This is a genomic window from Orlajensenia flava (assembly GCF_004801905.1).
Classification (GTDB): Bacteria; Actinomycetota; Actinomycetes; order Actinomycetales; family Microbacteriaceae; genus Orlajensenia; species Orlajensenia flava.
The window spans coordinates 626572-653012 of sequence record NZ_SSSN01000003.1; the positions used below are offsets into that span (position 1 = coordinate 626572).

The window sequence follows — 26441 nt, forward strand, 5'->3', positions numbered from 1 at the left end:
ACTGCCGGTCAGACGAGGCAGTTCGGCCCGAGCAGGCTCTTCAGTTCGCCGTACAGGTCGGCCGACACCGACACCGGGTACGGCACCTCGAACACCCGCGCGACCGGACCCTTCACGAGCTTGAGCCGCACCTCCGTCTCACCCGCGTGACGGATGAGGACGTCGCCGAGCTGCTGCATGGCATCCGTCGTCGCACGGCTGTCGGGCAGCGAGATCACGACGGGACCGCTGTCGGCGCCCTGCCCGATGTCGGGGCTGAAGATGCTGTAGGCGTGCAGGTTCATGCCGTCGTCGCGCATCGAGACACGCCCACGTACCACGACGATCGAGTCCCCGACCAGCGCAGGCGAGAACTCCTGATAGGCCTTGCCCATGAACATCACGGTGATCTCGCCGCTGAAGTCCTCGACCTGGATCATGCCGTACTGGTTGCCCGACTGGCGCGCGGTGCGATGCTGAACGCTGGTCAGCAGCCCCGCGATGGTGACCGTGTCGCCATCCTGGGTGTACTCCGACGCGACCAGTTCGGCCACCGTGGTCGACGCGTGCTTGGCGAGAGGAACCTCGAGCCCGGCGAGCGGATGATCGGACACGTACAGTCCGAGCATGTCGCGCTCGAAGGCCAGCTTGTCGCGCTTGGCCCATTCCGGGCGATCGGGGACGAGCGAGACCGGGGTCGCGCCGGGGTCGCCGTCGTCGAACAGCGAATCGAAGTCGAAGCCGACGTCGCCCTTCTCCTCGGCGCGCTTCTCCTTGACCGCCGATTCGACGGCTCCCTCGTGGATCTCGACGAGCGAGCGGCGGGTGGCACCAAGGGAGTCGAACGCGCCGGCCTTGATGAGCGACTCCACGGTGCGCTTGTTGGCGACCGGGATCGGCACCTTGCGCAGGAAGTCGTGGAAGCTCTCGAATCGCCCCTTGCCCTCGCGGGCGCCCCGGATCGACTCCACCACGTTGAACCCGACGTTGCGCACCGCGCCGAGACCGAAACGGATGTCATCTCCGACGGCGGCGAAGAACCCGATCGACTCGTTGACGTCGGGTGGGAGCACCTGGATGCCCATGCGCCGGCATTCGTTGAGGTAGAGCGCGAGCTTGTCGCGCGCGTCGCCGACACTCGTGAGCAGGGCGGCCATGTACTCGGCCGGGTAGTGCGCCTTGAGGTAGGCGGTCCAGTAGCTGATGACGCCGTACGCCGCCGAGTGCGCCTTGTTGAAGGCGTAGTCGGAGAACGGCAGCAGGATCTCCCAGAGCTTGTCGACGGCGGCATCGGTGAAGCCGTTCGCGTGCATGCCCGAACGGAAGCCCTCGAACTGCTTGTCGAGCTCGCTCTTCTTCTTCTTGCCCATGGCGCGGCGCAGGATGTCGGCCTGACCGAGGGTGAAGCCGGCCACCTTCTGGGCGATGGCCATCACCTGCTCCTGGTAAATGATGAGTCCGTAGGACGTCGAGAGAATCTCGGCGAGCGGCTCGGCGAGCTCGGGATGGATCGGCGTGATCTCCTGCTGGCCGTTCTTGCGGAGCGCGTAGTTGGTGTGCGAGTTGGCACCCATCGGGCCCGGACGGTACAGGGCGATGAGCGCGGAGATGTCCTCGAAGTTGTCGGGACGCATGAGGCGCAGGAGCGAGCGCATCGGACCACCGTCGAGCTGGAACACGCCGAGCGTGTCGCCGCGCGAGAGCAGGTCGTATGCCGGCCGGTCATCGAGCTCGAGGTCCTCGAGCACGAGGTCGACGCCGCGGTTGGCGCGGATGTTGTCGAGCGCGTCGTTGATGATCGTGAGGTTGCGCAGCCCGAGGAAGTCCATCTTGATCAGGCCGAGCGACTCGCACGCCGGATAGTCGAACTGCGTGACGATCTGGCCGTCCTGCTCGCGCTTCATGATGGGGATGATGTCGATGAGCGGATCGCTCGACATGATCACGCCGGCCGCGTGCACTCCCCACTGGCGCTTGAGGTTCTCGAGGCCCAGCGCGGTGTCGAACACGGTCTGGGCATCCGGGTCGGTCTCGAGCACGGCCCGGAAATCGCCCGCCTCGCGCCAGCGCGGGTTCTCCTTGTCGATGATGCCGGTGAGCGCGATGTCCTTGCCCATGATCATCGGCGGCATTGCCTTGGTGAGCTTCTCGCCCATGCCGAACGGGAAGCCGAGCACGCGGGAGGAGTCCTTGAGGGCCTGCTTGGCCTTGATGGTGCCGTAGGTGACGATCTGCGCGACCCGCTCGTCGCCGTACTTGTCGGTGACGTACTTGATCACCTCGCCGCGACGACGGTCGTCGAAGTCGACGTCGAAGTCGGGCATGGAGACGCGATCGGGGTTGAGGAAGCGCTCGAAGATGAGTCCGTGGCGGAGAGGGTCCAGGTCGGTGATGCGCATGGCGTATGCGGCCATCGATCCGGCCCCCGAGCCTCGACCCGGCCCGACGCGGATGCCGTTGTCCTTCGACCAGTTGATGAAGTCGGCGACGACGAGGAAGTAGCCGGGGAAGCCCATCTGGCTGATGACGCCGATCTCGTAGTCGGCCTGCTTGCGCACCTCGCTCGAGATGCCGCCCGGGTAGCGGTCGACGAGCCCTCGCTCGACCTCCTTGATGAACCAGGTCTCCTCGGTTTCGCCCTCGGGCACCGGGAAGCGCGGCATGTAGTTGGCCGAGGTGTTGAACTCCACCTCGCAGCGTTCGGCGATGAGCAGGGTGTTGTCGCACGCCTCGGGGTGGTCGCGGAACAGCTCGCGCATCTCGCGTGCGCTCTTGAGGTAGAACTCGTCGGAGTCGAACTTGAACCGGTTGGGGTCGTCGAGGGTCGAGGCCGACTGCACGCACAACAGCGCGGCGTGGCTCTTGGCGTCGGCCGCGTGCGTGTAGTGCAGGTCGTTGGTAGCCACGAGCGGCATGTCGAGTTCGCGCGCCAGTTTCAGCAGGTCGGTCATGGTCTGCCGCTCGATGGGCAGGCCGTGATCCATGATCTCGGCGTAGTAGTTCTCCTTGCCGAAGATGTCCTGGTAGTCGGATGCCGCCTGGCGCGCCTCGGCGTACTGTCCGAGCCGGAGGCGGGTCTGCACCTCGCCGCTGACGCATCCGGTGGTGGCGATGAGCCCGTCGCTGTAGAGCGAAAGCAGCTCCCGGTCCATACGCGGCTTGAAGTAGTAGCCCTCGATCGACGCACGCGAGGACAGCCGGAACAGGTTGTGCATGCCCGCCGTGGAGGAGGACAGCAGCGTCATGTGCGTGTACGCGCCGGAACCCGACACATCGCCGTCACCGCCTGATCCCCAGCGCACGCGGGTGCGGTCGCCCCGGTTCGTGCCGGGCGTGACGTAGGCCTCGGTGCCGATGATGGGCTTGATGCCGGCATCCGTCGCCGTGCGCCAGAAGTCGAACGCCCCGAAGGTGTTGCCGTGGTCGGTCACGGCGACGGCCGGCATGCTCTGTTCGACAGCCGCGTCGATGAGCGGTTTGACCCGCGCCGCTCCGTCGAGCATCGAGTACTCGCTGTGCACGTGCAGGTGCACGAACGAGTCGCCGGTTGAGGCCACGAACGCTCCTTGGACTTCGGGTGGGGAGTATCCAGCTTAACGACGGCGGCCGACGTTGAGGGCCCCGGCGAGCGAGTGTCGCGTCGCGCTCCGCTCGGAATCGGCGACCCGTCGATCAGTCGCCGCGCAGGACGTCGAGCGCGTGCTGGAGGTCGGGTGAGTAGGGCGCTTCGAAGGCCACCCACTCCCCCGTCGCGGGGTGGTCGAACCCCAGCCGCATGGCGTGCAGCCACTGCCGCTGCAGGCCGAGAGTGGCGGAGAGGGTCGGGTCGGCGCCGTACATGGAATCGCCGACGCACGGGTGCCGCTGGGCCGCCATGTGCACGCGGATCTGGTGTGTTCGCCCGGTCTCGAGCGTGATCTCGAGCAGGGACGCCGCTCGGAACGCCTCGAGTGTCTCGTAGTGGGTGACGGCGTGCTTGCCACCCGCCACCACGGCGAACTTCCATTCCGAACGCGGATGCCTGCCGACGGGTGCGTCGATCGTGCCCGCGAGCGGGTCGGGATGCCCCTGCACCACGGCGTGGTAGATCTTCTCGACCTCCCGATCGTGGAAGGCGCGTTTGAGGGCGGTGTACGCGCGTTCCGACTTCGCGACGACCATGAGGCCGCTGGTGCCCGCGTCGAGCCGGTGGACGACGCCAGCACGCTCAGCCGCGCCGGATGTGGAGATGCGGAACCCGGCGGCGGCCAGGGCACCGACCACGGTGGGGCCCGTCCAACCCACGGACGGATGCGCCGCGACGCCCGCCGGCTTGTCGACCACGACGATGTCCTCGTCGTCGAACACGATGCCCAGGTCGGGAACGGCGATCGGCACGATATGGACGGGCGACTTCTCCTGCCAGCTCACCTCGAGCCAGGAACCGGCGCGGAGCTTGTCTGACTTGTCGAGGACGCGTCCGTCGAGAACGGCTCCCCCCGCCTCTGCGACGTCAGCCGCGAAGCTGCGCGAGAACCCGAGCAGCTTGGCAAGGCCCGCGTCGAGACGGACCCCGTCGAGTCCGTCGGGCACCGGGAGCGACCGGGTCTCCACGTCAGCGCTCGGCGGGCGGAATCGGAGCAGCGGCGTTCGTGACCGTGTCATCGCCTGCCGCGGGTTCGACGACATCCGCGGGCTGCTCGGCGTCCGTGGACTTCTTGGAGGCCCTGGTGCCGTCGAGGCCTATGCCACGCAGGGTGAGGATGAGGAAGAGCCCCATCGCCGCGACGATGCACGAGTCGGCGAGATTGTAGATCGCTGGCACCAGCCACGGCGTGGAGATGAAGTCCACGACGTGGCCGAGGCCGAAACTCGGCTCCCGGAACAGGCGGTCCGTCAGGTTGCCGAGCACCCCGCCGAGCAGGAGTCCGAAGACGACGGCCCAGGCCTTGGAGCGGATGCGCGACGCGAACCAGATGATGAAGACGATGACGGCGCTCGCGATGATCGTGAAGATCCACGTCATGCCGCTGGCGAGCGAGAAGGCGGCGCCCGCATTGCGGACGAGCAGCAACTGCAGCACCGGCCCCAGCACGGGGACCGTCTCTCCCGGTGTCAGGTGGGTGACTACGAGGTACTTGCTGAACTGGTCGAGGCCGTAGGCGCAGGCGGCGACGACGGCCAGGACGACGAGTGCGGTGGAGCTGACCTTCTTCGCGCCGGCGCTATCCGCCAAAGCCCTGGAAGCTCGGAGCCTGCTGCTCTCCGCCCGCGCTCACGGGCGGAGCGAACTGGCCGGTGGATGCCGGAACGCTCTGGGCGCCGTCTGCCGTCGAGCTGTCGAGATCGCGCAGCTGGCCCTCGATGTAGCTCTTGAGCTTGGACCGGTACTCGCGCTCGAAGGTGCGCAGTCCGTCGATGCGGCTCTCGAGGCCCTGGCGCTCTGCATCGAGCGCGCCGATCTGGGCGCGCTGCTTCGCCTCGGCCTCTGCGACCAGACGTGCTGCGGTCGCGTGGCCCTCGGCGATGAGCGCGTCGCGCTTCTCGATGCCCTCGCGGACGTGCTCCTCGTGCAGGCGACGAGCCAGCTGGAGGAGGTTCGTGGTGCTGGCCTGCTCGTCCTCGGCACTGAGGGCGGCCGGGGCGGGTGCTGCGACGGGCACCGGAGCGGGAATCGGCTCGGCGACGGTCTGCGCGGGCTCGGGGGCAGCGGCTGCCGGAGCCTCGACCGGGCGGGAATCGCCGGAGGCGAGACGCTGGCGGAGGTCGTCGTTCTCCTGGTTCAGGCGACGCAGTTCGACGACCACCTCGTCCAGGAAGTCATCGACCTCGTCCTGGTCGTAGCCCTCCCGGAACTTGGTCGGCTGGAACCGCTTGTTGACAACATCTTCCGGAGTTAGCGCCATGGCTTTCCACCCTTAGAACTCGAATCGGGGAACGGATCAGCTAACGCTAGCAAAGTCCGCTGGGGATTGGCACGCCGCGCCGACGCGTGCGGCGTCGGATGACGCCGACGACCTCAGCCGACGCCGCGGAGCGCCGCCGTGACCCACATGAGGATGATCACCAACAGCATGGTGATGCTCCAGCCGAAGTCGAAGGCGACACCGCCGAGGCGGAGCGACGGGATGATGCGACGGAAGAAGCGGATGGGCGGGTCGGTGAGCGCGTAGACCAGTTCGACGAGCACGAGGCCGAAGCCGGCCGGACGGAATGAGCGGTTGAACATCCGCACCAGGTCGAGGACGAAACGCGCCCACATGACGAAGAAGTACAGCAGGAGGACGAAGTAGGCGATGCTCGCGATGAGCGAGACGGGCGACACTTCTCTACTGCTGGGCGAAGAACGACGCGTCGACGTCGGAGTCGGCACCCGTGCTCTCGCCCGAGACGGCGACGTGCGCCGGCGAGAGCAGGAACACCTTGTTGGTGACGCGCTCGATCTTGCCGTACAGACCCTGTGAGAGACCGCTGGCGAAGTCGATGAGTCGACGCGCGTCGCCGTCAGACATCTGTGACAGGTTGATGATGACCGGGATGCCCTCCCGGAAGCTCTCGGCGATCACCTGCGCGTCGCGGTACTGACGGGGGTGGACCGTGAGGATCTCGTTCATCTCGGCGACGGGGGCGACCGGACGGGCCGCCGTAGGCTTGGTGCGCAGTGGGGTCACCGGTGCTCCTCCTCGCGAGGGTGCGGCAACCGGGGCCGGCTGCTGCTGGTGGTGCTGCTGCTGCTGGGCCGGAGCGTCGCTCGGCTGGCCGTCGTAGTCCAGCTCCTCGTCGGCCAGACCCAGGTAGACCATGGTCTTCTTGAGCGGGTTGGACATCGCTACCTCCGTTGCCTTGATGCGTCTAGTTCGAGATTAACCGCGGCTGCGGTCGATTGCCGGTAATGGCCGTGCCGATTCGAAGGTGTGTCGCTCCCTCGAGGATGGCGGCGCGGTAGTCGCCAGACATGCCCATCGACATCGCGACGGCGTCGGGAGCCTGAGACCGGATGCGCTCCGAGAGGGCGCGCACGTGGGCGAACGCCCGGCGGGGCTCCTCGTCGAGCGGGGCGACGGCCATCAGCCCGAGGAGACGCAACCCGGGGGTGGCGAGCACGTCGTCGACGAGGCCGGGCAGCTGGGAGGGGCTCGCGCCGCCGCGCTCCTGGTCGCCGGTGAGGTTGACCTGGACGAAGCAGTCGACGCTCGACTCGTTCGAGGCGAGCGCGTGCACGAGCGCCGGGCGGTCGACCGAGTGGATGACCGAGGCGTACTCGCGCACCTGCTTGGCCTTCTTGCCCTGCAGCTGTCCGACGAAGTGCCAACGGATGCCGAGCCCGGTCAGCTCGGAGGCCTTCTCACGAGCCTCCTGGTGGCGGTTCTCGCCCAGGTCGCGCACCCCGAGCTCGACGAGTTCGCGAAGCAGTTCGACGGGCTGGAACTTGGTGACGACGACGGTGGTGATCTCGCCAGCGGCGCGACCGGCCTCGGCAGCGGCATCGGCGATGCCGTCCTGCACGTCGGTCAGTCGTTGCGCAAGCGTGGCATCCGTCATCGTCGGCACGGCTACTTCAGGAAGTCGGGGATGTCGAGGTCGTCGCCGTCGTCCGCGAATGCGGCGTCGATGACGGCCGAGTCCGCGATCTTCGAGTCGGTCGCCGACCACGGGGCGCTCTCGACGAGCTCGTCGATGTCGAACTCCGAGACGTCCAGGTCGTCGTCGGACGCGAGCAGGCTGCCGCCGCCGATGCCCATCGCTGCCGCCGCGGCTCCGACCGTCGCCTTCGTGACCGTGCTCTTTCGCGCTTCGACATCGATCGACTGGGGTTCTCCCCCGTCGAAACCGGCTGCGATGACGGTGACCCGCACCTCGTCGCCGAGGGTGTCGTCGATGACCGCGCCGAAGATGATGTTGGCTTCGGGATGCACGGCCTCCTGCACCAGGCGCGCGGCGTCGTTGATCTCGAAGATGCCCAGGTTCGATCCGCCCTGGATGGACAGCAGAACGCCGTGCGCGCCGTCGATGGACGCCTCGAGCAGTGGGCTGGCGACGGCCAGCTCGGCAGCCTTGATGGCGCGGTCCGCGCCACGCGACGAGCCTATGCCCATGAGGGCCGAGCCAGCGCCCTGCATGACGCTCTTGACGTCGGCGAAGTCGAGGTTGATGAGGCCGGGCGTGGTGATGAGGTCGGTGATGCCCTGCACGCCGGCGAGCAGCACCTGGTCGGCAGTCGAGAAGGCCTCGAGCATGCTGATGCCGCGGTCGCTGATCTCGAGCAGGCGGTCGTTGGGCACGACGATGAGGGTGTCGACCTCGTTCTTCAGCGTCGAGACTCCGAGTTCGGCCTGGCTCTGGCGCCGGCGGCCCTCGAAGCCGAAGGGCTTGGTGACGACACCGATGGTGAGCGCGCCGATCGACTTGGCGATGCGGGCGACGACGGGAGCGCCGCCGGTTCCGGTTCCTCCACCCTCTCCGGCCGTGACGAAGACCATGTCGGCGCCCGCGAGGGCCTCCTCGATCTCCTCGGCGTGGTCCTCGGCGGCGCGGCGACCCACCTCGGGGTCTGCTCCGGCTCCGAGACCGCGGGTGAGGTCGCGTCCCACATCGAGCTTCACGTCGGCATCGCTCATGAGCAGCGCCTGGGCGTCGGTGTTGATGGCGATGAACTCGACTCCGCGGAGACCCAGCTCGATCATTCGATTGACGGCGTTGACGCCGCCGCCGCCGATTCCGACAACCTTGATGACGGCGAGGTAGTTCTGGTTTGTTGACACGTCCGGCCTCCGGTTGAAACCCTAAACTTCTACTCGAAGCTTAAAGTTATGCTGGGTATGCATTTCCTGAACTCGACGTTAGGGCGAGCAGGCGCGGGCATCCGCAACCCGGTCGGGCGTGTCGGAACAAACCCGCGACGAAAGCCCGGGGCTCAGTCGTAGACGGGGTTGGACGGAGAGGAGACGTCGTAGCGGCTGGCGCCGGGAGCAGCGGCGACGAGGCGGGCGAACACCGCAGCCTTCAGCACCGAGTCCTCTGCGCTGCCCCAGACGACCGTCGGTCCCGTCGTGAGAGTGAGCGTGACGTCGTCCTTGGTCTCGGCCCGAACCTGGTCGAGCTGGGCACGCACGTCGGCGGGCAGGGACCGGACGACTTCGCCGGCCGCCGCCAGCGCCCGAGGGGTCGTCACGACGAGCACGGGGTAGCCGGCCGGGCGATCGGGCGTGGACGAGATCACGACGCCGGCCGAGTCGACCAGGTCGTAGCCGGATGCGGTCTTCTCACTGCCGACCGGATCTCGCTCGACGATGCGTACCACGAGCGTGTCCGGCGGATGCGCCTCGACGCTGTAGCTCTGGATGAGGGTGAACGTCGAGAGGGCGCGGTGCACCGCCCCCTCGTCGACGAGGGCGAGCGGCGTGCCGAGCTGGTCGCCGAGCGCGGTGACGATGGACGCAGGCGGAACCCGTGACGCGCCCTCGACCTGGATGACGCGAACGGCCGTGACCGGTGAGAAGGCGACGGCCGCGACGATGCCGATCATGCCGAGCAGCGCTCCGCCGGCGATGAGCCAGTTGCGACGTCTACGCCGGCTGGCCACCGTGAACCGGCGCACCTCGGCGCGCTCGTCGCGCTTGCGCTCGCGCGCGGCGGCACGGATGCGCGAGCGAGCCGATCGGTCGGAGGTGGGCTGCGCGGTGGCGCGCTCGGACTCAGTCGAGTCCGCTCGTGGCGGTCGACGGTCCGCCGTCGAATCAACAGGGATCGGACCGGTCGCGGCATCCCGGTCGACCGAGGATGCTTCCGGAGTCCGGTCAACCGACGAAGCGGGCGCATGCGCGCGTGCGTCGAAGCCCTGCGGACGCTTCACGCGATGGCTCGGCTCATCCGTCGGCCTTCTGCAGCGAGCCGAGCAACTGAGGAACGATGCGATAGACGTCTCCGCAGCCGAGGGTGATGACGAAGTCGCCGTCGCGGGCGATCGAGGCCGTGTAGTCGGCGGCGTCCTGCCAGTCCGAGACGAACGCGACGTGCTCGGGGTTGCTGAACCGCTCGCTCACGAGGGCACCTGTCACGCCGGGCTCGGGGTCCTCACGGGCGCCGTACACGTCGAGCACGACCGTCTCGTCGGCGTAGGTCTCGAGGACATCCGCGAACTCCTGCGCGAACAGGCGCGTGCGGCTGTAGAGGTGCGGCTGGTGCACGGCGATGATGCGGCCATCGCCGACCACGGTGCGGGCGGCGGAGAGTGCGGCGGCGACCTCGGTGGGGTGGTGCGCGTAGTCGTCGTACACGCTCACGCCGCCGACGGTCCCGTGCAGCTGGAAGCGCCGCTCCGTGCCGCCGAACGTGGAGATCGCAGCGAGTGCTGCCTCGGGATCGAACCCGAGCCCCGCGAGAACGGCGAAAGCGCCGGCCGCGTTGATGGCGTTGTGGCGGCCGGGGATCCTCAACCGCGCGGAATACGGGATGCCCTGCCACTCCAGGCTGAACGCCACCGGCCCGTCGGTGACGACGTCGAAGACGCGCACGTCGGCATCCTCCGCCTCGCCGAACGTGATCGTCTGCGCGCCGTCGAGCCTCGCCCCGACGTGCCGCGCTCCCGCATCGTCGGAGGAGATGACGACGAACTCGTTCGCCTCGGCGGCGAATCGCACGAAGGCATCCTCGAAGGCCTCGAGCGAACCGTAGTGGTCGAGGTGGTCGGGGTCGACGTTGGTGATGAGGGCCACGGAGGTGTCGTAGAGCAGGAAGGAGCCGTCGGATTCGTCGGCCTCCACGACGAAGAGCTCGCCCTCTCCGCGGGCGGAGCTGACGCCGAGGGTGTCGATGACTCCCCCGTTGACGAAGCTCGGGTCCTGGCCGAGGCCGAGCAGTCCCGTCACGATCATGCCGGTCGACGTGGTCTTGCCGTGGGCGCCTGCAACCGAGATGAGGCGCTGCTTGGAAACCAGCCAGGCCAGAGCCTGCGAGCGGTGGAGCACGGGGAGGCCACGCTCGAGGGCCAGCTGGTACTCGGGGTTGTCCTGCCAGAGCGCCCCGGTGACCACCACGGTGTCGGCATCGCCGAGGTTGGCGGCATCGTGCCCGATGTGGACGCTCGCTCCGGCGTCGCGCAACGCGGCGATGTTGGCGCTGTCGCGGACGTCGGAGCCCGTGACGGTGTGGCCTGCTCCCAGGAACAGCCGGGCGATCCCGCTCATCCCCGAACCGCCGATGCCCACGAAGTGCACTCGTCCGAGCTCATCGGGAACGGTGATGCCGAGGTCGGGCTTGATGGTCACAGGTGGTGCTCTTCTCGTGAGGGGACGGCGCGGATGACGCCTCCAACGTTACGCGCCCGGGCGCGCATTCCCGGGCAACGCGTCGGCGACCAACTCGAGCATCCGGTCGGTGCCGTCGAGCATGCCGACGGATGCTGCAGCGCTCGCCATGCGTGCGCGTGCGGGCGCGTCACCGAGCAGTGGCAGTAGGTCGCTGCGGACCCAGTCCGGAACGAAGGCGGCGTCCTCGACGAGGATCCCACCTCCCGCGCGAACGACGCCGGCCGCATTGAAGCGCTGCTCCCCATTGCCGACGGGGTAGGGGACGTAGACGGCGGGAATGCCGAGGGCGGACAGTTCGCTAACCGTCGCCGAGCCGGCACGCGAGACGGCGAAGTCCGCTGCGGAGAGCGCGAGGTCCATCCGATCGCAGTACGCCAGAATGCGGTAGCCGTCCAGACCGGGATCATCGATCTCGGCTGCGTCTCCGGTGATGTGCAGCACCTGCCATCCGGCACGGATGATGTCGCCGGCCGCCGCTCGGATGGTGGCGTTGATGCGGCGCGCGCCGAGCGATCCACCCGTGACGAGCAGCACGGGCCGGTCCTCGTCGAGTCCGAACAGGGCGAGGGCCTCCGGCCGGGACGCGACCCGGTCGAGCTGCTCGATCTCGCGGCGGAGCGGCATGCCGACGACCCGCGCGTTCGGCAGTGGGGTGCCGGCGAATGCCACCCCGACGTGCCGGGTGTAGCGAGCGCCGAGACGGTTGGCCAGACCCGGGCGGGCGTTCGCCTCGTGCACGGCGATCCCCACGTGGCGGCGTCGGGCGGCGATGTAGGCCGGAGTCGACACGTAGCCGCCGAATCCGACCACCACGTCGATGCCACGATTCTCGATGAGGTCGGCGACGTCGGCCACCGTACGCCGGAAGCGCCGCGGAAACGCCGCCGCCTGCCGGTTGGGCCGGCGAGGGAAGGGGACGCGGGCTATGACCGCCAGTTCGTACCCACGGGCCGGGACGAGCCGCGACTCGAGCCCCTCCGCCGTGCCGAGCACCAGGATCTCCGCGTCGGAGTCGCGCTCGTGCAGACGGTCGGCGACGGCGAGCAGCGGGTTGACGTGGCCGGCGGTTCCTCCGCCGGCCAGCAGGTAGGCGGTCATCGCGGCTGGACGGGCTCCGCCGCCAGCGGACGGTAGCCGCCGCGCGCGAAGGAGAGCACGATGCCGATCGCGAACAGCGTGGAGAGCAGAGCGGTGCCACCGGCCGAGACCAGAGGTAATGGAACGCCGAGCACCGGGAAGACGCCGAGGACGACGCCGATGTTGACGCATGCCTGTCCGATGACCCAGACGAGGACGGCTCCCGTGACGACCCGCGAGAACAGGTCGGGCGCCTGACGCATGATGCGGATGAAGGAGATGGCGAGCAGCACGAAGAGTGCCAGGACGACGATCGCCCCGATGAGGCCCAGCTCCTCGCCGATGATCGAGAAGATGAAGTCGTTGTCGGCGGCCGGCACCCATTGCCACTTGCCCTTGGAGTTGCCGAGGCCGACCCCGAAGATGCCGCCGTCGGCGAGGGCGTAGTTGCCGTTGATGGTCTGCCAGCAGTCGTTGTGGACGTCGGAGCAGTTGCTCGCGTTGAAGAACGAGGTGAGGCGACGCAGGCGGCTCTCGCTCGTCGCGGCGAAGATCACCGCGACGATCGAGCCGAGGACCACGGGAATGAAGATGAACCTCAGCTTCATGCCCGCGAAGAACAGCGCGCCGATGAGGATGCCGCCGAGGATGATGACGGTACCGAGGTCGTTGCCGACGAGCACGAGGCCGATCGCGCCGCCGCCGATGAGGAAGATCGGCACGAGGGTCTGCTTGGGCTCACCCAGGCGGTTGCGCTTGGCCCAGAGGATGCTGCCGAGCCAGACCACGAGGGCCACCTTGATGATCTCGGAGGGCTGGAGCTGGAAGCCGCCGATGGGCAGCCAGTTCTGGTTGCCGCCGTCCTGGGCGCCCAACGGGGTGGCGACGACGAGCAGCTGCAGCCCGGCGCCGACAGCGAGCGCCGGCAGCGCCATCCGTCTCCAGAAGGTGGGCGGCATGCGACTGGCGATGAGCATGATCGGGATGCCGATGGCGGCGAACATGAGTTGCTTGCCTGCACCGCCGAACGCGCCCTGGTTGGCCAGCATGGAGTCGACCGACGACGACGAGAGCACCATCACCACGCCGAAGATCACCAGGAACAGGGTGGTGCCGAGCAGGAGGAAGTAGTTGCCGCCGTCGGCGCGGAAGACGCGGCCGAGTGAGATGCGGGCGGCGGATGCCGTGGAGGCGACCTGCTGGCGCCTACTGGTCGTCTCGCCGGGTCGGGGCTGCGTCTGCGTCATCCGCCTCCCCCTTCAGGTACTCGTGCACGGCCTGCGTGAACAGGTGCCCCCGCTCGGCGTAATCCGCGAACTGATCCATCGAGGCGGCGGCCGGAGCGAGGAGGACGGTGTCCCCTGCCCGTGCCACCTCGGCGGCCAGACGGACCGCGCGGGGCATCACGTCTCCAGTGTCATCGGTGTCGACCTCGGCGAGGGGCAGCTCGGGGGCGTGTCGCTCGAATGCGGCGCGGAGTTCCGACCGATCGACGCCGATGAGCACGGCGCCGCGAAGGCGGTGGGCCTGCGTGCGCACCAGGTCGTCGATGTCGACGCCCTTCAGCAGCCCGCCGGCGATCCAGACGACGGACCCGAAGGCGCGCAGGGATGCCTGCGCCGCATGCGGGTTGGTTGCCTTGGAGTCGTCCACCCAGCGCACCCCGTCCTCGAACGCGACCGTGGCGATGCGGTGGGCGTCGAGGGTGAAGCTCTCGAGCGCGGTACGGATGGTGAGCGGGTCGACTCCGGCCGACCGCGCGAGGGCCGCGGCGGCGAGGATGTTGGCCACGACGTGCGGCGCGCCGAGGTCGCGGGCCTCCAGCTCTATGACCGTGGTCAGCTCGATGGCCGTGTTGCGACGGTCCTCGAGGAAGGCTCGGTCGCACAGGATGCCGTCGACGACTCCGAAGTCGCTGGGACCCGGGACGCCGAGTCCGAACCCGATCGCCCGTGCGCCCTCCTGCACCTCGGCGTCCTCGACCATGCGCTGGGTGTTCTCGTCGGCCTTGTTGTAGACGCAGGCCACCCGGGTGTTGGCGTAGACCGTCGCCTTCGCGTCGCGGTAGGCCTCGAACGAGCCGTGCCAGTCGATGTGGTCGTCGGCGAGGTTGAGGCAGACGGCCGAGTGCGGCGCCAGTGCGCCGGGGCCTGAACGTCGCAGGTGATGCAGCTGGTAGCTGGATAGCTCGACCACGAGCACGTCCCAGCCCTGCGGATCGCGCACCGCGTCGAGCACGGGTACGCCGATGTTGCCGCACGGCGCCACGCGGAGGCCGGCTGCCGCGAGGAACGCGGCCGTGAGCTGGACAGTGGTGGTCTTGCCGTTGGTGCCGGTCACGAGGATCCACTCCGCGGGATCACCGACCTTGTCGCGCAGCCGCCACGCCAGCTCGATGTCGCCCCAGACGGGAACTCCGGTCTGTTCGGCCCACGCCAGTACGGGATGGTCGGGGTGGAACCCGGGAGACGCGATGACGAGGTCGGGACGATGGTCGATGAGGGAGGCGGGTGCATCATCGAGCGGCTCGACGACGAGTCGGGCGCCGATGACGTCGACAAGGCCGGCGCGTTCGTCGTCAGCCGACGACGTGAGCACGAGGACATCGGCTCCCAGTTCGGCGAGGGTGTCGGCCGCGGCGAATCCGGTGACGCCGAGGCCCAGGACGACGACCCGGAGTCCGCGCCAGTCCGCGTGCCAACTGGTCAGGCCGTCGAGACGGTCGGCGGCATCCGTTCCGCTCACCGCGAGAGCCACTCGAGGTAGAACGACCCGACGCCGACCGCGACGAGCAGGCCGGCGACGATCCAGAAGCGCACCACGACGGTGATCTCCGCCCAGCCCTTGAGCTCGAAGTGATGGTGGATCGGACTCATCAGGAAGATGCGTCTGCCGCGGGTGACCTTGAAGTAGGCCCGCTGGACGATCACCGAACCGGCCTCGATCACGAACAGTCCGCCGATGAAGACGAGCAGGAGTTCGGTGTGGCTGAGGACGGCGAGGGCGGCGAGCGCTCCGCCGAGTGCGAGCGATCCGGTGTCGCCCATGAAGATCTGCGCCGGCGAGGTGTTCCACCACAGGAAGCCGATGAGCGCGCCGACGATCGCGGTGGCGATGATGGCCAGGTCGAACGGATCGCGGACCCCGTAGCACTTGTAGACGTTGTCAGGGTCGATCGTGTCGCTGAAGCACCATTGCTGGGCCTGCCAGAAGCCGATGATGATGTACGAGCCGATCGCGAAGATCGAGGAACCGCTGGCGAGGCCGTCGAGGCCGTCGGTGACGTTGACGCCGTTCGAGGTGGCCACCGTGATGACGCAGATCCAGACGACGAACAATCCGATGCCGATGACCGTGCCGAGCTTCATGAAATCGAGCGGCAGGTCGCGGATGAAGGAGATGCTGGTCGACGCTGGGGTGATGCCGTTCTTGCTCGGGAAGTTGAGCGCGAGGATCGCGAACACCCCCGCCACCACGACCTGGCCGATCACCTTGGACCAGCCGCCGAGGCCGAGGCTCTGCTGCTTGTGCGTCTTGAGGAAGTCGTCGATGAAGCCGACGACGCCGAGACCGATCATCATGAACAGCACGAGCAGGGCCGAGATGCTGGGCGGCTCGCCGTGGCCCGTGATCAGGCCTGCGATCAGCAGGGCGCCGAAGTAGCCGAACAGCACGGCGACGATGATGACGAGGCCGCCCATCGTGGCTGTGCCTCGCTTGGAGTGATGCGCCTTCGGACCGTCATCGCGGATGAACTGGCCCCATTGCAGCCGGTGGAAGAGCTTGATGAACGCGGGCGTGAGGAAGAGGGTGAATGCGAGCGAGAGCCCGCCGGCGGTCAGGAGCGCTATCACGAATATCGCCCTCCCAACCGGTCCCCGAGGTGACGCAGCCCCGCCGAGTTCGACGACTTGACCAGGACCAGGTCGCCGGGCCCGATGAGACCCTCGAGCAGATCGTAGGCCGCATCCGCGTCGTCCACGATGGCCGACTCGCCGTCCCACGATCCTTCGTTGATGGTGGAGATGTGCAGCCGCCGGGCCTCCTGGCCCACCACGACCATCTGCGAGATGCCGAGCCGGACGGCGAGAAGACCGATGCGGTCGTGCTCCTCGCCCGCGAACTCGCCGAGCTCGCTCATCTCGCCCAGCACAGCGATGGTGCGCTGGCCGGGTGCGGCGATCTGCGCGAGCGTCTTGAGCGCGGCGGACATGGAATCGGGGCTCGCGTTGTACGCGTCGTTGATGATGGTGACGCCGTCGCGGCCGCCCATGACCTCCATGCGCCAGCGCTCCGCGAGCCGGACGGACTCCAGCGCCGAGACGATGTCGTCGATGCCGACGCCCCACTCCTCGGCCACCGCGGCTGCCGCGAGGGCGTTCATGACGTGATGCTCCCCGAGCACGCGGAAGTGCATGGCACGGCTCTCGCCCGACGCCAGGTGGAGGGTGAAGGAGGTGCCATCCGCCGACACGTGGATGTCACTGGCGTGGACGGCGGCATCCGTCCCCATCCCGAACCAGACGACGCGTGCCGGTGTGAGTGCGGCCATGGCGGCGACCCGCGGGTCGTCGGCGTTGAGGACGGCGACGGCGGAGGACGGCAGATCGGTCACCATCTCGCTCTTGGCGCGCTGGGTGGCCTCGATTCCTCCGAACCCACCCGCGTGGGCGAGGCCGACCTTGAGGACCACGCCGATGTCGGGCGTCGCCAGCCGGATGAGCCGGGCGATCTCGCCGATGCCGCTCGCTCCCATCTCGGCGACGAGGAAGCGGGTCTCGTCCGTCACCTCGAGCATCGTCAAGGGCGCGCCCACCTCGTTGTTGAACGACGCCCTCGGGGCGATGGTCGGCCCGACGCGCTCGAGGATGGCGCGCAGCAGGTTCTTGGTGGTGGTCTTGCCGTTGGACCCCGTCACGCCGACGATCTTCAGGACACCGGATGCGCGAACGCGTTCCACGACCTCGTGCGCGAGCGCTCCGAGCGCATCGACGGTGTCGGCGACCACGAGTTGCGGCACGGCGGCCTGCTGGGGCCGCTCGACGACGAGCAGTGCGGCGCCCGCCTCAACGGCCTGCGGCACGAACAGGTGCCCGTCGGTGAACTCCCCCGGCTTGGCGAAGAAGACGTCACCCGCCGCGACCTCACGGGAGTCGGTGTGCGATGCGCCCGCGATGACGGTGTCCGAGGTCGCGTCGGTGCCGTCGAGGCGCAGGGTTCCGCCCGTCGCCGCGGCGATCTCGGCGAGCGTGAGAGCGATCATGTCAGAGCCACCCGGCTTCCTGGAGGGCGAGGCGGGCGTCGTCGCGCGCGGAGTACGGCAGCTTCTCGCCGGCCACCTCGTGGTAGTCCTCGTGGCCGGGTCCGGCGTAGAGCACGGCGTCGCCATCGTCGGCAAGGGCGAGGGCGGCCCGGAAGGCCGCACGCGGGTCGGCGATCTCGTGGAACTCGCCGTCTGGGCGGGCTTCGCGGGCACCGGCCAGCAGGGCGGCGCGGATCGCGGCCGGGTCCTCGAAGCGAGGGTGGAAGTCGGTGATGACCACCGCATCCGCCCCGCGCGCGGCGATGGCGCCCATGTCGTGCCGCTTCGTGGTGTCGCGGTCGCCGTCGGCGCCGAACACCATGATGATGCGTCCAGACGTGGTCTTGCGGATGGCGGCGAGCGTGTTGAGGAAGGCGTCGGGACTGTGACCGTAGTCGATGTAGACGCGCGGCCCGCTCTCGCCGGCGATCTGCTCCGCGCGGCCAGGGATGTAGGCGCGGATGCCGCCGTCGCGCTCGAGCACGTGGGCGATCGCGTCGAGGTCGTAACCCGACTCGACCAGCATGGCGATGGCCAGGGCGGCGTTAGCCGCCATGTACCAGCCCAGCAGGGGAACGCTGGTGGTGAGCGATCGTCCGTCCGGTCCCTCGAGGCTGAAGACGGTCTCGTCGGACGACTCCTCGACGACCCGCATGGTCCAGTCGGCCGCGACCTCCTCGCTCGAGGTGAGGGTGCTGACGGGGATACGGGAGGAATCGGCGATGCGACGACCCCAGTCGGAGTCGACCGTGACGACACCGCGTCTGGAGCGATCGGGCTGGAAGAGCTCGAGCTTGGCCTGGAAGTACTCCTCGAAATCGGCGTAGTCGTCGAAGTGGTCGTGGCTGAGGTTGGTGAAACCGGCGACGTCGAACACGAGTCCGTCGACACGGTGCCTGCTGAGCGCCTGGGCGGACACCTCGACGCCGACCGCCCGCACCTCCGCTTCCCTCATGCGGGCGAGGAGGGCGTGTAGTTCGCTGGCCTCCGGAGTGGTGAGCGAGCTCGTGACCGCTTCGTCGCCGATGCGCCGCTCCGCCGTGGTGGTCAGGCCGGCGACGACGCCGAGCTGACCGAGGATGCCGTAGAGCAGGTAGATGACGCTCGTCTTGCCGTTGGTGCCGGTTACCGCGAACAGCGTGGCGGGATTCTCGTCGGTACGGTGGATCCAGGCGGCGACGTCCCCGAGCGCGGCCCGGGCATCCGGCGTCACGAGGACGGGCAGGCCCGATTCGGCCGCGACGCTCGCACCCGCTTCGTCGGTGAGGACGGCGACGGCACCGGCATCCCGGGCGCCTTCGGAGAACGAGGCGCCGTGCGAGTGGCGTCCCGGCACACCGACATAGAGGTCACCGGGCTGGACCGTGCGCGAGTTGAGGCTGACACCCGTGAGCTCGACGCCGTCGATGTCGCCGACCGTGTCGAACTCGAAGGCGTCGACCAGTCCGGAGAGGGCACGAGCCACGGGATGCTGAGGGCGGAGGGACGCCCTTCCGTCTGTCACGTGGCTCTCTTTCTCACCAGTCTGCTGGCAGATCGGGCGCAGGAGCGCCGGATGGTACGACCCGGTACTTCTTGAGCACCTGGCTCATCACGTCCCGGAAGATGGGGGCGGATGCTGCAGAGGTGTTGTTGTTCACCGGGTCAGCCAAGCTTACCGAAACGACGTACTGCGGATCGTCCGCCGGGGCGAAGCCGGCGACCGAGACGAGGTAGCCGTGCGAGTATCCGCCGTTGCCGTCCGGCATCTGCGCCGTACCCGTCTTGGACGCGATGCGGTAGCCCGGGATGTTCCAGATCTTGGACAGCCAGGCCTTCTGGTAGACCATCTCGAGGATGTCGGAATCGCTCTTGGCAGCGGCGGCGGAGACCACTCGGGTACCCTGCGTTGACGGTACATGCGAGACGGTTCCGTCGGGGGCGGTGCAGCCCTCCACCAGCTGGACGGGCATCCGGACGCCTCCGTTCGCGATGGTCTGGTAGACGCTCGCCATCTGCACGGCGGTCGTGGTCAGACCCTGACCGAACATGGTCGCGTACTTGGTCTGGTTGTCCCAGGCATCCGTCCCCGGCTTGTGCAGGATGCCGGTGTCCTCCGCGGGGAATCCCACCTCGCTGGTCGCACCGAGTCCGAACTTCTTGTAGTAGTCGTAGCGCTGGTCATCCGTCATGAGGGCGCCGATCTGCGACATGCCGGTGTTCGAGGACTCGATGAGCACGCCCGTGAGGGTGAGGTCCTCATCGCCGTGCCGCTCGGAGTCGTTGATGTTCGCGCCGTTGGGGAAGATGATGCGGTAGGGCGCGACGACCTGGCTGAGGGGGTTGGCCACTCCTGCGTCCATGGCGCTTGCCGCCGTCAGCGCCTTGAAGGTCGATCCGGGCTCGTAGGAGGCCTGGAAGGCGCGCGAGCCGCGATCGGCGTCGGCGGTTCCGTTGACGTTGTTGGGGTCGACCGTGGGGTAGTCGGCCACGGCGACGAGCTTGCCGGTCTTGACCTCCTGCACGACCACCGTTCCCCACGCTGCGCCGGTGGCCTGGGCCTGCGCTGCGAGGATCTGCTGCACCGAGAACTGCAGGTCGGAGTCGATGGTGAGCTTGAGGGTTCCGCCGTCCTTCGCCGAGGCCTTCTGCACGGTGCTGCCGGGGATGGCCACCCCGTCGACGGCGTCGGTCTGGTAGCTCTCCTCGCCGTCCTTCGCAGCGAGGCACTTCTGCTGAGACCTCTCCAGCCCGGCCTGCGCCTTGCCATCGGAGCCGACGAACCCGATGAGGTTGCCGGCAACAGCCCCGTCCGGGTAGGTGCGGCTCGCGATGCGCTGAGGAACGACCCACGGGATGCCGAGCTTGTCGATCTTCTCGAGGGTCGCCGCGTCGACGCCCTTGACCACGTAGGCGAAGTCCGACTTGGGGTCGGCCGCGAGGGCGTCGGAGATGATCTTCGCCACCGCGTCACCCGAGAGTCCGACGAGGGCGCCGAGCTCCGCCTCGGTCTGCTTCAGGGGGATCGTCACGCCGTCGCGCTCGAACTCCCCGGCCTTCTTCGGCGAGAGGGCGATGTCCCAGCGCAGCACGCTCTGGGCGAGCACCTCGCCGTTGGCGTCGACGATCTGTCCACGGGTGCCGAGGATCTGCGAGGTCGTCGAGCGCGCTTGAAGGGACTTGGCGTTGAGCTCGTCGGCGCGCACGACCTGGATGTCCACCAGACGCACGACGAACACCCCGATGAGGGCGAGCAGGGCGATCATGGCGAAGACCGATCGCCTGCGGGTGGTGCGCTGGTTCATCGGATCCTCTCGGGGGTGATGCTGGGGCTGATGCTCGATGATCGATCAGTGCGTGACCGGGGTCGGAAGCGCGGTGGGTTCCGGCGGTGCTGCGGGGTCGGGCGTCGCTGCGGTCGCCGCGGCAGCCGTATCCGTCGCCCCGGCCGCGGTGGGTGCCGGCGCGGCGCCGGGAGCCGGCTGCTGGGTCACCAGTGGCGCCCCGGTGACGAGCGAGTTCGGCACCAGCGCCCCGGATGACGCTCCGGAACCGTCCGCACGCTGCGGCTGACCGAGCACGGCCCCGTCGGAGAGGCGCAGGTAGACCGGATGCGTGTTGCTCACCATGCCGAGGGCCGCGGCGTTGGCGGCGAGGTACTGCGGGGATCGCACCCGGTCCAGGCTCTCGGTCGCCGTCTGCGCGGCCCGAGTGAGGTTCTTGTTGGCTGTCTCGAGAGTCGCGGTCTCGTAAGCCCCCTCCGAGATCGCGACGCTGAGCAGGAGCTTGACGATGAAGATCACCGCGATGCCCGCGCACGCCGTGATGGCGTAGAACATGCGCGGCCGGGTGCGCCGGGTCGCGCGCGGCGACGGGGCAGGAGCGATTCGGATGCGCGGCGCGGGCGCGGGTGCCGGTGGCTCGGGGGCGGCCGCGGGGATCGCGCTGGAACTCCAGACCGGAACGTAGGGCGCGCGGGCCAGGCTGTCGCTCATGACGCGCTCCTCATTCGTTCCGCGGCACGCAGGCGCACCGGTGTCGCTCGGGGGTTGGCCGCCTTCTCGTCGTCGCTGGCCAGTTCCGCCCCGCGCACGAGTAGCCGGAACAGCGGCTTGTGCTCGGGCAACTCGACCGGCAGGCCGGCGGGCGCGGTGGAGCTCGAGGCAGCCGCGAGAGCGTGCTTGACGATGCGGTCCTCGAGCGACTGGTAGGCGAGCACGACGATGCGGCCTCCGACGCGCAGCGCGTCGAGGGAATCGGGGACGGCACGCTCGAGCACGGCGAGTTCTTGATTGACCTCGATGCGGATGGCCTGGAAGACGCGCTTGGCGGGGTGCCCGGTGCGCTGGATCGCGACGGGCGTGGCATCCGATATGACCTTGACCAGCTGGGCCGACCGCGTGAACGGCGCCGCATCGCGCGATCGCACGATGGCGCGAGCGTAGCGCGCCGCGAGCTTCTCCTCGCCGTACTCGTGGAAGATGCGGCGGAGGTCGTTCTCCGAGTACTCGGCGAGAACACGTTCGGCGGTCAGCTCGCTCGTGGCGTCCATCCGCATGTCCAGGGGCGCGTCCTTGGAGTAGGAGAACCCGCGCTCGACCCGATCGAGCTGCAGCGATGAGACGCCGAGGTCGAACAACACGGCGTCGACCTCGTCGAATCCTTCCGAGTCGACCGCGTCGAGGATTCCGTCGTACACGGTGTGGACGAACCGCGCCCGGTCGCCGAACGGTGCCAGCCGCTCTCGGGCGATGCCCAGGGCATCGAGGTCGCGGTCGAGGCCGATGACCGTGAGCTCGGGGAATCGAGCGAGCAGTGCTTCGGTGTGGCCGCCCATGCCGAGGGTGGCATCGACCAGCACCGCGCCGGGTCGGTCGATGGCGGGCGCGAGCAGCGCGATGGTGCGCTCGAGCATGACGGGGGTGTGGATGCGGTCGATCTCCATGGAGTTCGGGCTGATCCTGCGTCGTGATCCCCATCCGGTCTCGTCTGGCGCCGGGGAAGTGCGTCAGCATGGCCGGCTGGGAGTCACGGCGAAGGAGCTAGAAGAGGCCCGGAATCACCTCCTCCGTCGTGTTCGCGAAGGTGGCTTCCTGCTCCGTGAGGTAGGTCTCCCACGCGGAGGAGTCCCAGATCTCGACGCGACTGCCCGCTCCGATGACCGTGAGGTCGCGTTCGAGACCGGCGTAGGCGCGGAGGTTCGCAGGGATGCCGACGCGATTCTGCTTGTCCGGTGTCTCGCTGCTGGCTCCGGAGAGGAAGACGCGCAGGTAGTCCCGCGCCTGCTTGCTGGTCACCGGCGCCTGCCGGATCTTGTCGTGGAGGTCCTCGAACTCGCGGGCCGAGAAGACGTACAGGCAGTGCTCCTGCCCGCGGGTCATGACGATGCCGGTGGACAGTTCGTCACGGAACTTGGCGGGGAGGATGACGCGACCCTTCTCGTCGAGCTTCGGCGCATAGGTACCGAGGAACACGGATCTCACCCCCCACTTTTCCGGCCAAGGTTGCGGTGTGGCTCCACTTTACTCCACTACGTACCACTTGGTACCGACATTGACCGGTGGATTCCCGAAGTGGGGTGGTAGACGCCCGGAATCACGGGGACCAACGCTGTGGAGGGAAATGGAGCAATATGACACCCCATGAGCCGGATCCGGGCATGAAAAAAGGGCCGATCAGTGATCGGCCCTACGGGGTGGAGCGGAAGGGAGACCTACTGGCCTTCCTGCCGATCGTCCCAACGCTGGTTGAGTCTGTCCATGAAGCCCTGTTTGGAGCCACCCGCCTTCGGCGCAGAGGTGGTGGGGAGCTCCTCTGGAGCAGCCGAACGCTTCGACGGCGCAATCGCGACCATCACCCCGGCGAACATCAACACGAACCCGCCAATGCCCAGCACGAGCACCTGAATGGCGACCCCGGCTATGAGTGCACCGACTCCCGCGATCGCGATGAGGACACCGATGACGATCGCTCGATAGTTGGGGCGACCTCGTCGGCCACCCACGTGCGCGACGAAATCGGCATCGTTGTGATAGAGACCGCGCTCCATCTCATCGAGGAGGCGCTGCTCCTGCTCTGAAAGCGGCATCTGATTCCCTTCGCACTCGGGACCAGGCGAGATACATCCGAAAGTCTATCTCCCCCGCGATAGCTAGGCTAGGCGCGTGGCGGAAAGCACTCGACTGGTTGATCTCGTCCACGAGCGCATCGCTGGGTTCGTGACGGATCGTGCATCAATTCTCACCTCCGTCAGTGAGGAACTCGATCCGCTGGTCGATATCTCACGGCGGTTTCTCAGCGGTGGCAAGCGCTACCGCGCCCTGTTCTGCTACTGGGGGTGGCAGGCGGCCTCTGGCGAGCCGGATGGCTTCGATCCGTTCGCGGATGACGAGGACTCCCGGCCGTCGACCGCGGTGGTCGGCGCGGCCTCCGCTCTCGAGGTGTTCCACGCCGCAGCGCTCGTCCACGACGACATCATCGACAACTCGGACACGCGGCGGGGATCGCCCTCTGCGCACCGCCTGTTCCAGAGCCTGCACCGATCATCAGGGTGGGCAGGCGACGGAGCCGACTTCGGGCGCTCCACGGCGATCCTGCACGGCGACCTGCTCCTCGGATGGAGCGACGAACTGCTCGATGACGCCCTCGACGAGCTCGCGGATCGCGCCGCCGCCCGCCGTGCCCGCGGCGAGTTCAATCGCATGCGCACCGAGGTGACCGCCGGGCAGTACCTGGACATCCTCGAGGAGCGAGCGTGGCCGACGCGGGACGAGTCCGAGTTCCGCGAGCGGGCCGAGAATGTGATCGTCTACAAGTCGGCGAAGTACAGCGTGCTCGCCCCGCTCGTCATCGGCGCGGCGATGGCCGGCGGAACGGATGCCCAGCTGAGTGCGCTGCGCTCGTTCGGGCTCCCGCTGGGCATCGCGTTCCAGTTGCGCGACGACCTGCTCGGGGTGTTCGGCGACGAGCAGGTGACCGGCAAGCCCAGCGGGGACGACCTGCGCGAGGGCAAGCGCACGATGCTCATCGCCTTGGCCCGCGAGCAGCTGCCGACCGGCGCGCGCCGGTTGCTCGACGAACTGCTCGGCGACCCCGACCTGGACGACGAGCAGATCCGACTGCTGCAGTCGACCATCCGCGAGAGTGGAGCGGTGGACGAGGTCGAGGCTCTCATCGCCCGAAATGTCGTCCGGGCGATCACCGCGCTGACGGATGCGCCGCTCACGCGGACGGCGCGACGCGAACTGACGGCACTCGCCGAGACGGTCACCCGCCGCGCGGCGTGACCGTCAGGCCCCAGCCTTGCCTCGGGCCTCAGGCCTCAGGCCTCAGGCCTCAGGCCTCAGGCGAGAGCTTGGGCGACGCGGCGGACCTCGGCCTTGCGGCCGTTGCGCAGCGCGTCGATCGGGGCAGCCTCCAAGGCGTCGTCCGTCTCCAGCAACCAGGCCATCGCCTCATCGTCATCGAAGCCGGCGTCGCCGAGCACGATGAGGGTGCCGCGGAGTTCGTGCAGCGGCTCGTCGTCGCGCAGGAAATCGGCTGGCACCTGCAGCACCCCGTCCCGCCGGACGGCGAGCAGGTGGCGGTCTTCGATGAGGCGGCGCACACGGCTGGGCCCGACGCCCAGCATGTCGACGAGATCGGGAACGGTCAGCCACGAGCGGTCGGAGTCGGTCACCTCTACAGCGTGCCATGCCGCCGAGACCGTATCCAACCGCGTGCCCTCTCGAAGAAAGAATTCGCCGTCGTCGGCTCGAGTCACATGAGTAACGTGTGTAACATCTGTACCGGTAATTGACATCCGCTCATCTATGCATCGCCCCGGGATGCTACGGAGGACCCGCGCATGACGCTCACCACGATGGCGATAGCCGGAGCACTGGCCGTGACGGTCGTCCCCTCTCCCGCCGCCCCGGAATACACCGTCGTCGACGGGGACTCCGTGAGCGCGATCGCCGATCGCTTCGGCCTCACCACCGACGACGTCCTGACGCTCAACGGCTTGGAACGGTCGAGCCTCATCTTCCCCGGCCAGGTACTCCGCCTGCTCCCGGCAGACAGCCCTCCCCCGACACCCGAAGCGGCACCGGCTCCGCCGCCCGTTCCCGCCGCACCCGCGCCGGCGGCCGCCGCACACGTCGTCGTCTCCGGCGACACGGTCAGCGCGATCGCATCGAGCGCAGGCGTCGGGGTGCAGGCCCTGCTCGACGCCAACGGACTCACTTGGTCGAGCATCATCTACCCCGGCCAGCAGCTGGTGTTCCCCGCGACGACAGCATCCGCTGCTCCCGCCCCGGCTCCGGCGCCCGTCCCGGCTCCGGTCGTCCCCGTCGCCGACTCCCAACCCCTGGCGGCGGTCGATCCGGCCGCCGTCATCCCGCTGTCCGACGAGATGCGCGCGAACGCAGCCACGATCATCCGGATCGGTCGCTCGCTCGGCGTGAGCGACCAGGGCCTCGTGATCGCGCTGGCCGCTGCGGCGCAGGAATCGCGATTGCGCAACGTCGACTACGGCGACGCCGACTCGCTCGGACTCTTCCAACAGCGCCCCAGCACGGGATGGGGAACGCCCGAGCAGGTGATGGACCCCGTACGGGCGACCGATGCGTTCTTCGGGGGGCCCGCGAACCCCAACGGCACTCTCACACGCGGACTGCTGGACATCCCGGGGTGGGAATCGATGACCGTCACGCAGGCGGCTCAAGCCGTGCAGATCTCGGCGCACCCCGACGCCTATGCGGCATGGGAGACCTCCGCCCGCCAGTGGCTGTCCGAGCTCGGCTGAGCATCACGGATAGGCCTCGAATGCCCGCGTG

24 protein-coding genes are annotated in these 26441 nt (G+C 68.4%); 2 read left to right on the top strand and 22 right to left on the bottom strand.

Annotated features, from left to right (window positions below; all coding sequences use genetic code 11):
• Positions 1-8 precede the first annotated feature (8 nt).
• From dnaE to E6C70_RS04940, 21 genes are all read right to left on the bottom strand, one after another.
• Positions 9-3536 carry a DNA polymerase III subunit alpha gene (gene dnaE / locus E6C70_RS04840; protein ID WP_268895946.1) on the bottom strand — a complete coding sequence of 1176 codons (3528 nt, stop codon included), beginning with the start codon at positions 3534-3536 and terminating at the stop codon, positions 9-11.
• A gap of 115 nt (positions 3537-3651) precedes the next feature.
• The gene (locus E6C70_RS04845) at positions 3652-4572 is read right to left on the bottom strand and encodes an RluA family pseudouridine synthase (protein ID WP_136422743.1); all 921 of its coding nucleotides are present in this window, start codon (positions 4570-4572) and stop codon (positions 3652-3654) included.
• A 1-nt stretch (position 4573) separates the two neighbouring features.
• Entirely contained in the window at positions 4574-5194 is a 621-nt protein-coding gene (gene lspA / locus E6C70_RS04850; RefSeq protein ID WP_136422744.1) for a signal peptidase II, read from the bottom strand.
• Positions 5184-5864, bottom strand: a complete 681-nt coding sequence (locus E6C70_RS04855) for a DivIVA domain-containing protein (RefSeq protein WP_136422746.1) — start codon at positions 5862-5864, stop codon at positions 5184-5186. Before E6C70_RS04855 ends, lspA begins: the two co-directional genes overlap by 11 nt.
• Before the next feature lie 113 nt (positions 5865-5977).
• Complete coding sequence (locus tag E6C70_RS04860) at positions 5978-6283, bottom strand: YggT family protein (RefSeq protein ID WP_136422749.1); 306 nt, start codon at positions 6281-6283, stop codon at positions 5978-5980.
• A 4-nt stretch (positions 6284-6287) separates the two neighbouring features.
• Complete coding sequence (locus E6C70_RS04865; RefSeq protein WP_136422751.1) at positions 6288-6785, bottom strand: cell division protein SepF; 498 nt, start codon at positions 6783-6785, stop codon at positions 6288-6290.
• 25 nt (positions 6786-6810) lie between these two features.
• On the bottom strand, positions 6811-7500 hold the full coding sequence (locus tag E6C70_RS04870; RefSeq protein WP_136422752.1) for a YggS family pyridoxal phosphate-dependent enzyme: 690 nt from the start codon (positions 7498-7500) through the stop codon (positions 6811-6813).
• Positions 7501-7511: 11 nt separating this feature from the next.
• The gene (gene ftsZ / locus E6C70_RS04875) at positions 7512-8720 is read right to left on the bottom strand and encodes a cell division protein FtsZ (RefSeq protein WP_136422754.1); all 1209 of its coding nucleotides are present in this window, start codon (positions 8718-8720) and stop codon (positions 7512-7514) included.
• A 152-nt stretch (positions 8721-8872) separates the two neighbouring features.
• Positions 8873-9811: a cell division protein FtsQ/DivIB gene (locus tag E6C70_RS04880; RefSeq protein ID WP_136422756.1), complete on the bottom strand. Its 939-nt coding sequence runs from the start codon at positions 9809-9811 to the stop codon at positions 8873-8875.
• Positions 9812-9824: 13 nt separating this feature from the next.
• On the bottom strand, positions 9825-11225 hold the full coding sequence (gene murC / locus E6C70_RS04885; protein ID WP_136422758.1) for a UDP-N-acetylmuramate--L-alanine ligase: 1401 nt from the start codon (positions 11223-11225) through the stop codon (positions 9825-9827).
• Between the two features lie 48 nt (positions 11226-11273).
• Positions 11274-12365, bottom strand: a complete 1092-nt coding sequence (locus E6C70_RS04890) for a UDP-N-acetylglucosamine--N-acetylmuramyl-(pentapeptide) pyrophosphoryl-undecaprenol N-acetylglucosamine transferase (RefSeq protein ID WP_136422760.1) — start codon at positions 12363-12365, stop codon at positions 11274-11276.
• Positions 12362-13591 (bottom strand): putative lipid II flippase FtsW, encoded by a 1230-nt coding sequence (ftsW, locus tag E6C70_RS04895; protein ID WP_136422762.1) that lies wholly within the window; start codon positions 13589-13591, stop codon positions 12362-12364. Before ftsW ends, E6C70_RS04890 begins: the two co-directional genes overlap by 4 nt.
• Positions 13551-15089: a UDP-N-acetylmuramoyl-L-alanine--D-glutamate ligase gene (murD, locus tag E6C70_RS04900; RefSeq protein WP_168770850.1), complete on the bottom strand. Its 1539-nt coding sequence runs from the start codon at positions 15087-15089 to the stop codon at positions 13551-13553. The genes ftsW and murD overlap by 41 nt, the downstream gene beginning before the upstream one ends.
• Positions 15086-16198, bottom strand: coding sequence for a phospho-N-acetylmuramoyl-pentapeptide-transferase (gene mraY / locus E6C70_RS04905; RefSeq protein ID WP_136422767.1), 1113 nt, complete (start codon positions 16196-16198; stop codon positions 15086-15088). The genes murD and mraY overlap by 4 nt, the downstream gene beginning before the upstream one ends.
• On the bottom strand, positions 16195-17607 hold the full coding sequence (locus E6C70_RS04910) for a UDP-N-acetylmuramoyl-tripeptide--D-alanyl-D-alanine ligase (RefSeq protein ID WP_136422770.1): 1413 nt from the start codon (positions 17605-17607) through the stop codon (positions 16195-16197). The genes mraY and E6C70_RS04910 overlap by 4 nt, the downstream gene beginning before the upstream one ends.
• Before the next feature lies 1 nt (position 17608).
• Positions 17609-19150 carry a Mur ligase family protein gene (locus E6C70_RS04915; RefSeq protein WP_136422772.1) on the bottom strand — a complete coding sequence of 514 codons (1542 nt, stop codon included), beginning with the start codon at positions 19148-19150 and terminating at the stop codon, positions 17609-17611.
• Positions 19151-19163: 13 nt separating this feature from the next.
• The gene (locus E6C70_RS04920; RefSeq protein WP_136422774.1) at positions 19164-20930 is read right to left on the bottom strand and encodes a peptidoglycan D,D-transpeptidase FtsI family protein; all 1767 of its coding nucleotides are present in this window, start codon (positions 20928-20930) and stop codon (positions 19164-19166) included.
• Positions 20931-20975: 45 nt separating this feature from the next.
• Positions 20976-21620, bottom strand: coding sequence for a cell division protein FtsL (gene ftsL, locus E6C70_RS04925; protein ID WP_136422776.1), 645 nt, complete (start codon positions 21618-21620; stop codon positions 20976-20978).
• Positions 21617-22570 (bottom strand): 16S rRNA (cytosine(1402)-N(4))-methyltransferase RsmH, encoded by a 954-nt coding sequence (gene rsmH, locus E6C70_RS04930; RefSeq protein ID WP_136422778.1) that lies wholly within the window; start codon positions 22568-22570, stop codon positions 21617-21619. The genes ftsL and rsmH overlap by 4 nt, the downstream gene beginning before the upstream one ends.
• A gap of 97 nt (positions 22571-22667) precedes the next feature.
• Positions 22668-23099: a division/cell wall cluster transcriptional repressor MraZ gene (gene mraZ, locus E6C70_RS04935; RefSeq protein ID WP_136423757.1), complete on the bottom strand. Its 432-nt coding sequence runs from the start codon at positions 23097-23099 to the stop codon at positions 22668-22670.
• A gap of 239 nt (positions 23100-23338) precedes the next feature.
• Positions 23339-23713: an SCO2097 family morphological protein gene (locus E6C70_RS04940; RefSeq protein WP_136422780.1), complete on the bottom strand. Its 375-nt coding sequence runs from the start codon at positions 23711-23713 to the stop codon at positions 23339-23341.
• Between the two features lie 76 nt (positions 23714-23789).
• On the opposite strand from E6C70_RS04940, the gene E6C70_RS04945 reads away from it, so the two are divergent.
• A complete protein-coding gene (locus tag E6C70_RS04945) occupies positions 23790-24911 on the top strand; it encodes a polyprenyl synthetase family protein (RefSeq protein WP_136422782.1) in 1122 nt (373 codons plus the stop codon).
• A gap of 56 nt (positions 24912-24967) precedes the next feature.
• On the opposite strand, the gene E6C70_RS16975 is transcribed toward E6C70_RS04945, so the two are convergent.
• The gene (locus E6C70_RS16975; RefSeq protein WP_328590808.1) at positions 24968-25303 is read right to left on the bottom strand and encodes an Rv2175c family DNA-binding protein; all 336 of its coding nucleotides are present in this window, start codon (positions 25301-25303) and stop codon (positions 24968-24970) included.
• A 168-nt stretch (positions 25304-25471) separates the two neighbouring features.
• Here E6C70_RS16975 and E6C70_RS04955 point away from each other — a divergent pair, with 168 nt between their 5' ends.
• On the top strand, positions 25472-26410 hold the full coding sequence (locus tag E6C70_RS04955; protein WP_136422784.1) for a LysM peptidoglycan-binding domain-containing protein: 939 nt from the start codon (positions 25472-25474) through the stop codon (positions 26408-26410).
• Positions 26411-26441 lie beyond the last annotated feature (31 nt).